Annotated in this window: 9 protein-coding genes; 8 read left to right on the forward strand and 1 reads right to left on the reverse strand. The window is 48.5% G+C overall.

Translation table 11 applies throughout. The features are described from left to right. Positions 1 to 31: 31 nt before the first annotated feature. From DC345_RS13810 to DC345_RS13820, 3 genes are all read left to right on the forward strand, one after another. Positions 32 to 3,022 (forward strand): beta-galactosidase, encoded by a 2,991-nt coding sequence (locus DC345_RS13810; protein WP_113053584.1) that lies wholly within the window; start codon positions 32 to 34, stop codon positions 3,020 to 3,022. A 297-nt stretch (positions 3,023 to 3,319) separates the two neighbouring features. Continuing rightward, positions 3,320 to 4,654, forward strand: coding sequence for a glycoside hydrolase family 43 protein (locus tag DC345_RS13815; RefSeq protein ID WP_113053585.1), 1,335 nt, complete (start codon positions 3,320 to 3,322; stop codon positions 4,652 to 4,654). Positions 4,655 to 4,700: 46 nt separating this feature from the next. After that, positions 4,701 to 6,539: an RICIN domain-containing protein gene (locus DC345_RS13820; RefSeq protein WP_113053586.1), complete on the forward strand. Its 1,839-nt coding sequence runs from the start codon at positions 4,701 to 4,703 to the stop codon at positions 6,537 to 6,539. 102 nt (positions 6,540 to 6,641) lie between these two features. Here the strand turns inward: DC345_RS13820 and solA are convergent, their stop codons facing one another. Continuing rightward, positions 6,642 to 7,796 carry an N-methyl-L-tryptophan oxidase gene (solA, locus tag DC345_RS13825; RefSeq protein ID WP_113053587.1) on the reverse strand — a complete coding sequence of 385 codons (1,155 nt, stop codon included), beginning with the start codon at positions 7,794 to 7,796 and terminating at the stop codon, positions 6,642 to 6,644. A gap of 231 nt (positions 7,797 to 8,027) precedes the next feature. Here solA and argH point away from each other — a divergent pair, with 231 nt between their 5' ends. The 5 genes from argH to DC345_RS13850 all read left to right on the forward strand — a co-directional run bounded on the left by argH (position 8,028) and on the right by DC345_RS13850 (position 13,769). Continuing rightward, positions 8,028 to 9,536, forward strand: coding sequence for an argininosuccinate lyase (gene argH / locus DC345_RS13830; RefSeq protein ID WP_258530654.1), 1,509 nt, complete (start codon positions 8,028 to 8,030; stop codon positions 9,534 to 9,536). An 18-nt stretch (positions 9,537 to 9,554) separates the two neighbouring features. Further along, positions 9,555 to 10,499, forward strand: a complete 945-nt coding sequence (locus DC345_RS13835) for an amidohydrolase family protein (protein WP_113053588.1) — start codon at positions 9,555 to 9,557, stop codon at positions 10,497 to 10,499. A gap of 65 nt (positions 10,500 to 10,564) precedes the next feature. After that, entirely contained in the window at positions 10,565 to 11,911 is a 1,347-nt protein-coding gene (locus DC345_RS13840; protein ID WP_113053589.1) for an extracellular solute-binding protein, read from the forward strand. 27 nt (positions 11,912 to 11,938) lie between these two features. Continuing rightward, complete coding sequence (locus DC345_RS13845) at positions 11,939 to 12,883, forward strand: carbohydrate ABC transporter permease (protein WP_113053590.1); 945 nt, start codon at positions 11,939 to 11,941, stop codon at positions 12,881 to 12,883. A 25-nt stretch (positions 12,884 to 12,908) separates the two neighbouring features. After that, complete coding sequence (locus DC345_RS13850) at positions 12,909 to 13,769, forward strand: carbohydrate ABC transporter permease (protein WP_220095241.1); 861 nt, start codon at positions 12,909 to 12,911, stop codon at positions 13,767 to 13,769. The last annotated feature ends 238 nt before the right edge of the window (positions 13,770 to 14,007 follow it).

The raw sequence follows: 14,007 nt of genomic DNA on the forward strand, positions 1-14,007 counted from the left end.
TGAACTCAACACAGAGAAGGAGGGCTTATCTTTGACAGAGAAATCATCCCTTTTGCTTCAGGAGCAGGAGAAGAATATAGATACCGGCACTGAGCATAGTGCTCGATCTGAACTGACTTATGATCAGCGCAGCTTCATCATGAATGGAGAACGAGTATTTCTGAACAGTGCCACCATTCATTATTTCCGTATGCCAAGGGAGGAATGGCGGGAGGTTCTAATGAAGGCGAAGTTGGCAGGCATGAATTGCATTGATACCTATTTTGCCTGGAACGTGCACGAGCCGGAGGAAGGACAATGGTCGTTCGAAGGAGACAATGATTGCGGTGCCTTTCTGGACCTGTGTGCAGAGTTGGGCATGTATGTAATCACGAGGCCGGGTCCGTTTATTTGCGCAGAATGGGATTTTGGCGGCTTTCCGTATTGGTTGGAAACGAAGCAGGGAATCAAGTTCCGGCAAAATAATGAAACCTATCTGTATTATGTAGATTTGTATTTTGACCGAATCATTCCAATCATTCGTGAGCGCCAGCTATCTGTCGGAGGCACTGTTATTCTCGTGCAGGTCGAGAACGAATACGGCTATCTGATGGATGATGCAGCAGCAAGTGCCCATATGAACCACCTTCGGGACAGCCTGCTTCAGCGAGAGATTGACGTTCCGCTTATCACCTGTGTAGGGGGCGCGGAGGGAACGATTGAAGGGGCCAACTTCTGGTCAGGTGCCGACGGGCATTATGCGAAGCTGCGGGAGAAACAGCCGGATACACCGAAGCTCGTTACGGAATTTTGGACTGGATGGTTCGAGAATTGGGGTGGGCCCTCTGCCATTCAGAAGACGGCGCCACTATTTGAGAAACGTATGATGGAAATTCTTCGCACAGGTTACACCGGAATCAGTCATTACATGTTCTACGGCGGAACCAACTTTGGCGGATACGGTGGCAGAACCGTGGGCAGCAGCGATATTTTCATGATTACCTCCTACGATTATGATGCACCGCTGAACGAGTACGGGCGGGTAACGGCCAAGTATGCCGTAGCCAAGACGTTATCCTATTTTGTCGATGCATTTGGCGCATTGCTGATGGAGACGGAGGAAGTACCAGCAGAGCAGATCAAGGTCCGTCATCCGCAAGGCGTTACTGTACGAGGCAGGTCTAAAGGCAGCGAGAAGATATGGTTCTTGGAGAGTCACAAAGAAGAGCGCGAGACGTTTCACGTCACGCTGGAGGAAGGCCGGACAATTCCCGTTGCCCTGAACCCAGGGCAGATTATTCCGATACTGGACAGGGTAGAGATTGCCCAAAATGTATACCTGACAGGTGGCACGATGATTACGGGCAATGAAGTGGTGAACGGAGAATTGACCCTGTTCATCGTTGCGGAGGCGGGACAGCGTTCAGTTGTAGAACTGGAGACAAACGTCTTGAATGTACAGGGCAGCAGCATGCCAGTACTGGTTGAACGTGATCAGTTAAACGGAGCTTATCGGTTCGAACTGGTACATTTCTGTGAGCCAGGCATCGTTCATCTGGAGGCAAGTGGTGTCCTCATTCGGTTCGTGGTTCTGGACAAGGCAACGATGGATCGCACGTGGAGAATCAATGGAGGGGGAGGCGCGAAACAGCTGCGTTACGCAATCGGATTCGATGATGTAGATGTCTCCCTATCCGGGCAGGTCACGGGTATGATCTCTGATCCGAATCGGAATATTTTACTTCTCGGGAGTTGGGCGGATGGTGAACGGTCGTTGACTGGACTTGAGTTCATATACGGAGAAGCAAACGATTCACAGAGTGGTATACAGGATGAACATGTTCAGGAGTCAGCCCCAGAAAATCAGTATGCTCTGTTCACCATGCCGCCAATGCCACCAAAACTGTCGGATTCCCCTGAGCTGTCTCGTGTGACTTTGACAGCGGAACAGCGTGCTTCGAATGGTCAACCAGAGCATTTTTCCCAGTACGGACAGGATTTTGGGTATCTGTTATACGAGTGCGACTTCGACCGTTCGGAGGAAGAAATCACTACCCTTATTCTGCCGGATCTCCAGGATACGACCAGAATTTATGTTAATCGTGTAGAGCAGGCACTGGTTCGTCAAGTTGGTGCAGCGATTGTTCAGGTGCAGACGACCAAAGGAAAGAATACACTTCAGGTGCTGGTACAGCATATGGGCAGGCTGAATTTTTCTCCTTATTTGGGTGAAAGCAAAGGCCTAACAGGATCTGTGTACATCGGTGGTTCCTTTCAGGACATACGCCGGAATTGGCATACGGAGCATGGGGTGGCGCATCTCGATGAAGTGAATCATCTTGAGGATGCCCCACTTCTGAGCAGAAGCTTTACGCTGGATGGCATGGACCGTGCGATTCTCGTTGGAGCGGTGAGCCAGGGATTGCGCATTAATGGCATGGATGTGCCAATGGAAGGGTATCAGAACTGGTTTTCGTTCAACACATTGGATCTTTCCCTTTATTTGCGGCATGGAGAGATCAATACGCTGGAGATGCCTTATAGCAGAACGCCGCTGAATCGGCTGGAACTGATCCTTTACCGGAGTGAAAATGAGCTGAAGGATTGGCGCATGGCAGGTACGGATGCCCTGCTTCCACGACAATGGGGATTATATGAGCCACCGAACGTTTCAAGTTATGTCGATACCTATCGGCAGGATGCGGACTATAGTGGCAATTGGAATGCCATGTCGGTGGGCAATGGTTCGTACGGTCAACCTGTCTGGTACCGCTGGCGTTTTTCCAAGTCAGCTGTGCCCGAACACTTCCGAGTGAACCTGATGCTTCGTCTTACCGGGATGAGCAAGGGAACAATTCATCTGAACGGGCACCATCTGGGACGTTATTGGCAGATCGGTCCGCAAGAGGATTACAAAATTCCGGTATCCTGGCTGCAGGATGAGAATGAATTGCTGTTATTTGATGAGGAAGGTCGAACGCCAGAACGGGTGCGTTTCTTGTATGATAACTTGTCCCAGTATCCATGGGGTGTGGTTGAGTAAATCTTCTTTTCATTGAACCGTATAAGAAGAATTGGGTCTGTTCTAACCAGTCGTGTCCTGTTCTAGAGGTTCCCAATTATTCTTTTAACCTCTCTTTGCGGAGACTGCTCGGATAATTGAATCTATAGATTCTGAATCTCCGGGCAGTTCTTGCAAGGTGAATGGACGGTGAGGACAGCTAGTATTGTTTATTGAAACCGTTTACATAATGAGGGTTTGCGGGCTACGTAGTCTTTGGAGGGGGTGATGTTTGGCAAAAGATATGCCTGTCCCACATTTTCGATAAGGAGATGACCCATGTTCACAAGGAAAAGATGGAGCACAAGATTATTCAAAACTTGTAAGTCCGGCATGATCATGCTGCTTGGAGCATTGCTTCTATTCATCACGTTATTCCCGAATACAGCCAGAGCAGCAACAAGTGTTTACACGATTTCGGCTTTTACCAATACGAGTGAATCCAATCTGTATATCTATGAATCCTACAATGCGACTAATTACGGTTTGCTTAAAGGGCCTGCATATACACCCCCGGCCAATCTGATCCGAGATCCCAGCATCATGAAGCATACGGATGGGCTGTATTATGTCGTTTATACCACGAACTGGTCAGGCAATACGATTGGCATCGCATCCAGCACGGATAAGGTGAATTGGACGTTTGTCCGTAATATTACCCTATCTGGACCCACCACGATTGCGCATACCTGGGCACCGGAATGGTTCAAAGACAGCAACGGAAGTCTGAACATCATCGTGTCCATCTCCCCAGGCAACTATGAGAACTTCAAACCTTATGTCATCACGGCGACCAATTCAACCTTGTCTTCCACAACATGGTCTGCTGCCACAGAGCTTGCAGGTCTTGCCCCCAACTACATCGATACCTTCATCGTTAAGACCGGCTTAACCTATCACGCATTCACCAAGAATGAAACCACCAAGTATATCGAATATGCTACATCTACTTCCCTCACCGGACCTTACACATTCAAAGGGACAGGGGATTGGGCTGGCTGGGGTTCCTGGGTAGAGGGACCTGCGCTTGTCCAGCTGGATAACGGTTCCTGGCGAATCTATTTTGACGGATACTCTACACAAAAATATTATTACAGCGACTCTGCCGACGGATTTCAGACCTGGAGTGCAAAGCAGGAGCTTGCCGGTCTGACCGGGTTGGTTCGGCACATGACCGTGTTGAAGGAGACAGGACAACCGGGTGATATTCGAAGGCTGGAATCGTACAATGCTCCGGGCAGCTATATTCGCCATTACAACTATCAGGCCCGCATGGACACCAACGTCAGCCCTGCGGAGGATGCACAGTTTCGCATCGTTCCTGGACTGGCTGATTCATCAGCGGTATCGTTCGAATCCATCAATTATCCGGGCTACTTCCTGAGGCATTACAACTATGACATTGTACTTGTGAAAAATGATGGCAGCGCAGCCTTCAAAAGTGATGCCACGTTCAAGCGTGTTAATGGGCTTGCCAATTCTTCATGGACTTCTTACGTATCCTCGAATTACCCAGACCGTTATTTGAGACATGTGAACAACATGCTGCGGCTGGAACCGATCGTAACCGCGGTTGACAAATCGGACGCCACCTTCAGGGAGACAGCACAATAAAGCATGAAAAGACTCCATTTAACTCATTTTAGAAGGAGTGAATCGAATGAAATGGTTGAAACGATTGGGTGCTCTACTGCTGGCTGGAAGTCTTATAACAGGGGGATTGGGTACGGAAGCATCCGCCGCGGGTTCTTATACAGCTACGGCTGATCCCTCGAAGCAATATCAGACCATCGAAGGTTGGGGAACATCCCTTGCCTGGTGGGGCAAAGTGGTTGGGGAGTACTCCAACCGGGATGAATATGTAGAAAAGATGTTTAGCCCAACAACCGGACTAGGTCTGAACGTCCTTCGTTACAACATTGGAGGCGGCGATAATCCTGCATCAAACGTGCTGGAATATCGCAAAGCCGTGCCGGGATATCAGCCTTCCCCGGGCGTGTATGACTGGAATGCAGATGCCAATCAGAGGTATATGCTCCAAGCCGCCAAATCATATGGAGTCAACGTCTTTGAAGCCTTTGCGAACTCGGCACCCTATTGGATGACTATTAGCGGAAGTGTGTCCGGTGCCGCGAATGGTGGCAACAATCTCAAGCCGGATTATTATGATGATTTTGCAGATTATCTCACAGAGGTCGTGAAGCATTTCAGAGATAACTGGGGCATCACGTTTGACACAGTTACCCCGCTCAATGAACCGATCTCCACTTGGTGGAAGCTGGGCAATAATCAGGAGGGTATGCATTTTGATCGGGCAGATCAAAACACGATTCTGAGCCAGTTGCAATCTTCACTTACAGCAAAGGGATTGTCCACGAAGCTAAGCGCACCAGAAGAATACAGTCTGGATGACACAACCACTTCCTTCAACAGTTACAGCAGTGCAGTGAAGTCTGCGATCAGTCAGATTAACACACATACCTATGGCGGAAGCAATCGTGTATCATTGCGGAATACAGCGACTTCAGCGGGAAAACATCTCTGGACCTCAGAATATGGAGACGGGGATGCCAGTGGACTAACGATGTCACGCACAATCCTTAAGGATTTACGCAACATGGGGGCGAGTGCGTGGGTGTACTGGCAGGCCGTAGATAGTGCGGATGGCTGGGGATTTTTCAAAAACGTACTGAATAACACGCAAACGACCAGCTACACCGTGAATCAGAAATATTATGTCATGGGCAACTACAGCAAGTTTATTCGTCCCGGAACCAAGATCATTGGTATGAGTGATGCCAATACGCTTGCTGCCTATGATGCTGCTTCAGGTAAAGTAGTGCTGGTGACTACCAATTCGGATTCGAGTGATACAACGGTGACGTACGATTTGAGTCAGTTTACAAGTGTTGGATCGTCTGCTCAAGTACACCGAACATCCTCTACGGAGAAGTTGCAGCAATTGACCAACATCAACATTCAGAATAAAAAGTTTACAGCGACCGCCAAAGCAGGCTCGGTTACAACCTATGTCATATCCGGCGCGACGTATAACGGCAGTACAGGATATGAATCCGGGGCGATCTATAAGCTGATCAATCGGAACAGTGATCTCGCTCTGGATGTGAATGGAGCTTCCACTGCCGGGGGTGCAACGATCATCCAGTGGAACGACAATGGCGCAGCAAACCAACAATGGAAGTTGGAGTCTGCGGGCAACGGTTATTATAAGATCCGTAACGTAGGCAGTGGTCTGATGCTGGATGTGAATCAGAGCTCAACTCAAGGAGGCGCAGCCCTGATTCAATGGCAGGATAATGGGGGCAACAATCAACAGTGGTTACCGGTGGATGTCGGAGGATATCTTGTGCTCGTGAACCGCAATAGCGGCTTAACCGTTGATATCAACCAGAGCTCCACAACCGCTGGTGCCTCGACCATTCAATGGGCAGACAATGGTGGGGCCAATCAGCAATGGAGCTTGGTCAAAGTGAATTAGCAATGGCTGTGCGACCTGTTTATTTCGATTAGATTTGGTTCATGGTACTCCTTTCTTGAAACATGGTGCGCTATACCACACGGCACGGTTCAAGAAAGGAGTTCACCCCGATATATGGCTACCAAATCGGGAAAGAGCAAATCGTCCGATATCCTGATCCGTATGCCCTGTTTGCACCAAGTCAGACAATATTTTGCCTACTGCACTTGCGAATTTGAAGCCATGACCGGAGAATCCGCCTGCCAGCCATACATGGTTATGGGCGGGGTGACGGTCAATAATAAAATCCTCATCCGATGTGAACTCGTATTTGCATACCGCACCACGCTTCAGCTTTCCGGCTGCCAGAGGCATCCGAAGTTCAAGCAATCTCCGCAGATCACCCTCATCCGTTTCATCAGAGCCAAATGGAGCCAGTGTACCGCCTGGTGTCCACTCTTGCCCCGTATCGTGACGTCCAATTTTCAGACCCGACCCGCAAATGCTTGGAAATCCATAATATCCACCTTCTTTTCCAGCCAGCGTGAAACCGGGAAAGTGATCCTCGGCGAACAATGCCTCCGGTGCATCGAACCATCCCACGGTTTTGCGTACAGCTCGAATGGGTAGGTTCACGAATGGTTTCAGCGTCTGAAACCATGCTCCGGCACTGAGGATAACCTGGTTCGCATAATACGTCTCGCCAGCAGATGTGATGACTCCAACAGAATCTGGGCTACACTCGATATGTTCAACACGTGTATGCGTTAAGAGAGTGGCACCCGATGCTTCGGCTGCCTGACGGAAAGCGAGCACGCAGCGTTCACTGAACAAATATCCTGCATCAGGCTCATACATTCCCTCGTAATGTTCAGGGACTTCAATGCCTGGCCAGCGTTTCATGATTTCGGTTGCGCGCAAGGTTTCATACCGAATCCCCGCATCGTCAGCATGGGTTAAACGATTATGAAAAGAATAGATGTCCGGGTCAACTATATTCAAGACGCCCGAGGGTACAAGCAATTTGGCCCCGGTAGTATCCTCCAGTTCTTCCCACAGTTCCTGCGCCAGAAGTGCCATCGCTATATAATCAGGTCCCCCGCTATACACATGGCGGATAAGCCGTGGTTCTCCGTGATGGCTGCCTTCCGTATGCGGAGGATCAAAGGCATCCATCAGCAATGTTTTTAATCCGCTGCGCGATAGATAATAACCTGCACTCATGCCCATCGATCCGGCTCCAACGATAATGACATCATAGGAATGTGATATAACCATCCCTCCTTCCGCTTATTTATCTCAGACCAATCGTATACAGGATAATCTAGTCTTCAAATCTGCAGCAGTCAATAGAACCGGTTATAGAGAAAGCCGATACGACAATAGAAAAAATTGATTAAGGATAAAGTTGTATGTATACCAAAATAGTGGTAGAGTTTTGAACTAAACATTCCAACCTGATTAGTCGGTATTTCAGATCTCTGTAAATTCAGATGAAGAACAAGGAAGGTGAAGTCAACGTCAACGAATCCAACACAAACGTCTGGTTTTCCCAGTCAAACCTATGCCGAAATTGTACTTAAACCCGCCTATAATCAGGCCACAAAGCATCTGCTGAACCCCATGATGGCCGTAAACAAAGCACATCTGATTATGCTCCGTGAGCAAAACATCATTTCGGAAGAAGAGGCGTGCCATATCGCTTCGGCTATACAAAGTCTGGATGTGGATGGGCTCCGAACGAGCGAATATTCCTCCCACGTTGAAGATTTGTTCTACCAAGTTGAAGTTGAACTAGATAAGCTCGGCGGACCCTCTGTCGGGAATCTGCATTTAGCCAGAAGCCGCAACGATATGGGAATTGCCATGTATCGTATGGTGCTGAGGGAGAAGCTGAACTCAACGATTTCCTCAGGGCTGTTATTACACAGAAGCCTAAGAAAGTTTGCATTACGTCATATCAATACCCTCATGATTGCTCACACGCATACCCAACAAGCCCAGCCGACAACACTTGCCCATTACATCTGTGCCGTTAGTGATTCCCTTGAACGGGATCTTAATCGGTTGAGATCCGCCTATGCAGGCTGCAATCGCAGCAGTCTTGGTGCGGCTGCGCTCACCACTTCTGGATTTCCGGTCTGTCGAGGCCGGACCGCAGAACTGCTTGGCTTTGATGGCATTATTGAGAATGCCTATGATGCCGTCAGCGGTGCGGATTATGCAGGTGAAGCCGCCTCTGTAGCCCAGCTTGCAGCTATCAATCTGGGGCGTTTCGTTCAGGATCTGCTGTTATGGTGCACACAGGAATATGGTGCATTAATTGTAGCTGCCCCTTACGTTCAGATTAGTTCCATCATGCCGCAAAAACGGAATCCGGTATCGATTGAACACACCCGTTCACTCCTTTCAAGTGCCAAAGGGGATGCAGCAACTGCGCTTAATATGATGCATAACACGCCCTTTGGCGACATTGTAGATACCGAAGATGATATGCAGCCCTATATATGGAGAAGTCTGAATACGCTTGGATCTGTATACCGCTTGCTGTCCGAAGTCATGGATACCCTTAAGGTCAATGTGTCATTGCTGCGTGAACGGGCAGAGCATAGCTTCGCCACGGTTACCGAACTTGCAGATACATTGGTTCGCACAGAAGGATTATCGTTTCGACAAGCTCATTCCATCGTGAGCCGCATTGTAACACAGCTGACTGAGTCCGGTACTTCCATTTCGGGATTGAACTGGGATGTTGTGAATACAGCGATTCAGGAGATTGCCGCCAAGCCGCTTGCCCTAACCTTTGAGCAATTAGAGGAAGCAATATCTCCCGAGCATTTTGTACACATTCGGCATGTGCGTGGTGGACCGAATCCGGAGGAAGTGGCAAGAGCATTGGAGGCTCAATCGCTCCGTCTTGACACACAGGAACAATGGAGTCTCGGCACCACCAATAAACTCCGTTCCGTAGATGCGAATCTGGATTTAATTCTAAACGGTTGGCTTAACCAAACCTAAACGGAAGGAGCAAAATCAATGTTCTCCAATCCTGACTTTCGAGTTTTTGATATCCATGCCCATCTGCCTTATAAACTTTTGTTTTCCTCATATAAAAACCACGAACTGGTGACGCGATATGGCAAGGAACGAAGTGAGCGAATGCGACTAACCTGGGATTTCCCGGCGGTGGAGGAGCAGGGAGAGGAAGCAGCACGGCCGTTAATTGAACGGTGGGTAGATGAATTGGACAAATACAATATTGCCGGACTTAACTTTCTGACGGCTCTGGATAATGACAATCTGGCTGAACAAATATCCATATACCCGGATCGGTTTACCGGCTTCGCCTATCATCCCATTGAAAATGAAGATGCATCCATAGAGCTTCGTCGGGCGGTTGATGAGCTCGGATTGCGAGGATATAAGTTGTTTGGTCCCCTCACCCAGATTCCCTTTGACTCCCCTTCGCTTGATCCGGTGTGGGCGTTTCTTGCGGAGCGCCGCCTGCCTGTCCTGATTCATTTTGGCATGCTTGGTCATGCCGGAGGCATCGTTCATCATCCCAACATCAATCCGCTTGCCATCTTTAACACGGCCCGTGCTTACCCGGATATTCCGTTCATTATCCCTCATTTTGGCGCAGGCTATTTCCAGGAACTGCTTCATCTAAGCTGGAGCTGCCCTAACGTCTACATCGACACATCGGGTTCCAATCAGTGGGTACGCTGGATGCCATACGAGCTGAATCTGGAGATATTATTTCGAAAAACCTACGAACTGTTGGGTCCGGAGCGAATTATCTTTGGAACGGATGCAAGCGGATTTCCACGTGGTTATCCCTATCGTTATTTGCAGGATCAGGTGCGTGTATGCCGTGAACTTCGCTTCCCTGAAGCAGACATTGAACTCATTTTCGGAAATAACGCAAGACGTTTATTGAAGCTGCCTGTTGGCAAAGCCGTCGGTTCCATCAACGCGTAAGTCAAGGAAATAAAGAACGGGGTATAACACTTTTGTTGCAAAAGAGGGGAGAGTGGCTTCACTTGATGGAATCTGGTTACTTTTCATTCAGACCAAGCAAGACCATGCAATTATTGATTGCAGGTTTACTCTTATTGAGCATTACAGCTTGTTCAACCAAGCCATCTGAAGAGTCCGGTTCAGCAGCTGTTACAGCTTCGGGTGATCAGACGGAGCCTATCACGATTGAGTACTGGCAGTACGAATTTCCAGCCAAGGTTGAACTGATCAATACCTTAATCCAGGAATTCGAGACTGAACATCCCAACATCAAAGTCAAACAAACCAATTTTCCGTACGACCAGTACAATCAAAAGGTGGCTACACTTGTTCCCGCTGGAAAAGGACCGGATGTCATCAATCTGTATTACGGCTGGCTGCCCAAATATGTGCAATCCGGTTATTTACAGCCGCTGCCTGAAAGCAGCTTTCCCGGCATCTCAGAGGCATTTTTCCCTTTTGTGGATACAGCCAAATTAAATGGAAGCTATTATGCTCTGCCTACAGGCGTGAGAACGCTGGGGTTGTTTTATAACAAGGACCTGTTCACCAAGGCTGGACTTGATCCCGACAAACCGCCGACGACTTGGGAAGAGCTTGTCTCGGATGCCAAGGCATTAACGGAAACGGACAAAAACGGCCAGTTGGTGACAGAGGGTTTCGCGTGGGAACCGGGTTCCCAGCTTCATCACTGGTTCCGAGACGGATTGTTATATCAAGCGGGAGGCAAGGATACGAGCGAGGATCGTCGGAAAATTCTGTGGAATGATACACCCGCAGGGCTTGAAGCATTCAAATATCTGGTTGATTTTGCAACTGTGCATAAGGTGGGCATTAACGGATTTTACACCGATGATGCCAATGCATTCAAAACGGGCCATGCTGCAATTAACGTGGATGGTTCATATCGATTGGGATCTATCAAAAAAGACGCACCCGATTTGAATTTTGCTGTCGCACCGCTGCCGGGTTATAAAGGAAAATCCACACAGGCTTCATTCTGGGCCAATGCGATACCGGCCAATGTTACCGGAGAGAAGTTGGAAGCAGCGACAACATTCCTGCAGTTTTTGATCAGCAAGGGCGTTCAGGAACAATGGGTGGAGAAGGTCGGTGAACTTCCTGCACAGAAAGAAGTCGCTCTTCAGGATAAGTATGTGAATGACCCGCTGCTTGGCCCTTTTATCTCCCAACTGAACGATGCCAATGCCCACTTCTTCATTGATGAGACGCAGGAGCGTACATTGTTTGTGAACGCTGTGGATGAGGTGCTGCTTAATCATGTGCCGGAAGAGCAGGCTTTCAATGATCTGGTGACCAAAACCCAGAAGCTCTATGACGACTACTGGGCGAAACAGGATAAGAAAAAATAAGCTCTCATTCAAGGAGGCTGCGCAGCTATGAGGAGTACCGGAGTGATCCCTTCGCGGCCGAAACGGCGTTTATGGTTCGGATCGGGAATAGGAAGACTCAATTACAGACATAAACAGCGGTTATTCATTTATGGCGGTTTGTTGATTCCGCTGATCTATTTTGTAGTCATCCGCATCTTGCCGATTCTGTATTCCTTTAACGTGAGCTTTCGCGAATGGGGCATGCTGTCACCGGATAAACCCTTTGTGGGCTTTGATAATTATGCTACGTTGCTAAGTGACCCTCTGTTTCTTAAGTCGCTGGTGAACACAGGAATTTACGTCGTTGTTGGTGTACCTGCACAGTTGATTGCCGGATTAATCGTGGCTCTTCTTCTCCAGCAAGTGGGAAAGCTGCGCGGACTGTTCAGGACGGCCTACTTTATTCCGTATGTAACCAGTGTAGTGGCGGTAAGCTGGATATTCCGGTGGCTGCTGATGAAGAACGGGATTGTAAATGCTCTATTTATTGAGTTGGGCCTTGGTCCGCAATCTTTCCTGTATTCGCCCTCACAGGCCATCTTCTGGATTATTGCGGTGATGGTATGGCAGAATATTGGCTTTCAGATGCTCATTTTCCTGGCGGGCCTGCAAAACATCCCCAAATTGTATTATGAAGCGGCTGCGATAGACGGAGCCACGGGTTGGCAGCGCTTTGTGCATATTACGATCCCTCTATTGAACCCAGTCATGCTTCTATCTGTCGTCATGGCAAGCATCGGGTTTCTGCAATCCTTCACTCAGGTGCTGAATATGACTGGCGGCGGACCGTTGGACTCCACCATATCTGTCGTGCTTCATATATACAATTTGGCTTTCAAGAGTTTTGATATGGGTCTGGCTTCGGCAGCGACTGTTATTCTGTTTGTCATCATATTCATACTGACACTGATTCAGCTTAAAGTGCTGGGTAGCCGTTTTCAACAGGAATAAAAGGAAAGGAGGGTGCTTTTCAAGCATGAGCAGATCTGCCGCATGGGCCGATACCCGAACAATGCTCCGCTGGAAACGTTCCGGGTCACTGATCAGTTATGGTTTACTTACGCTCGGACTTGGTTTGATGGTGTTTCCGTTTCTATGGATGATATCGACGTCGTTCAAGACGCTGGATGAAATCTACTCTCTAAGCCTCATCCCTTCCAGAGTCACATGGGACAATTATGCGGCCATTTTTCAGGGAACCCCATTTCCCCGCTGGATGTTGAACAGCCTATATGTAGCCGTCATTGCCACCGTGAGCGTTTGCGTATTTGATTCCATTACGGGATACATTCTGGCCAAATTTAGCTTCTGGGGGAAACAGGTTATTTTTGTACTCATTCTGAGTACATTAATGGTGCCGACTGAAATGCTGATTATTCCATGGTATCTTGTGTCCAGCAGTTTCAACGGCATGGATACATACTGGGGTATTTTGTTTCCAGGTTTAATATCCGGGTTTGGCATTTTTCTAATGAAGCAATTCATGGAATCCCTTCCTTCGGAATTACTGGACGCGGCACGAATGGATGGCATGGGAGAATGGGGCATTTTCCTTCGGATTGCTGTTCCGCTGGTTAGACCAGCGTTTGCCACCCTCTGCATTCTGACATTCCTGGGCAGTTGGAATTCATTCATCTGGCCGCTTATTATTACGCAGAGTGAGGAGATGTTTACGATTCCGGTCGGCATGGCTTTCTTCTCCAGCGAGGCCAAGGACAGCAGCAACTGGGTGCAGATTATGACTGGAGCAACACTTTCGGTTCTGCCATTGATCGTTCTCTTTCTGTGCTTCCAGAAGCAGATCATTCGTGGCATTGCTACAACAGGGCTCAAATAGCATTAAAGCGTCGGACTTTTTTTATAGAAAAACAGAACACTACAATACAAAACAAAGCCGGTTACCCCGTCAGGGGTCCGGTTTGTTTTATTACATAAAAATGAAAAGGTCATACGTGCAATGAAGCGGTGCATTTTCCATATGGAAATGGGTGATTCGTCCATGGAAGGCCGGACCGACCTTGGATATAATCGGAGACTAAAGCCGTAGCAACCAGGAGGAATCTTTATTGAAACAA

Origin of the sequence: Paenibacillus taichungensis, assembly GCF_003287275.1 — a bacterium.
In the GTDB taxonomy this organism is placed as follows: domain Bacteria; phylum Bacillota; class Bacilli; order Paenibacillales; family Paenibacillaceae; genus Paenibacillus; species Paenibacillus taichungensis_A.

What these genes read in the sequence shown, in the direction of transcription:
- DC345_RS13815 (WP_113053585.1), top strand. Translation starts at nt 3,320, where the DNA reads ATGTTCACAAGGAAAAGATGGAGCACAAGATTATTCAAAACTTGTAAG.
- DC345_RS13820 (WP_113053586.1), top strand. Translation starts at nt 4,701, where the DNA reads ATGAAATGGTTGAAACGATTGGGTGCTCTACTGCTGGCTGGAAGTCTT.
- solA (WP_113053587.1), bottom strand. Translation starts at nt 7,796, where the DNA reads ATGGTTATATCACATTCCTATGATGTCATTATCGTTGGAGCCGGATCG.
- DC345_RS13835 (WP_113053588.1), top strand. Translation starts at nt 9,555, where the DNA reads ATGTTCTCCAATCCTGACTTTCGAGTTTTTGATATCCATGCCCATCTG.
- DC345_RS13840 (WP_113053589.1), top strand. Translation starts at nt 10,565, where the DNA reads ATGGAATCTGGTTACTTTTCATTCAGACCAAGCAAGACCATGCAATTA.
- DC345_RS13845 (WP_113053590.1), top strand. Translation starts at nt 11,939, where the DNA reads ATGAGGAGTACCGGAGTGATCCCTTCGCGGCCGAAACGGCGTTTATGG.
- DC345_RS13850 (WP_220095241.1), top strand. Translation starts at nt 12,909, where the DNA reads ATGAGCAGATCTGCCGCATGGGCCGATACCCGAACAATGCTCCGCTGG.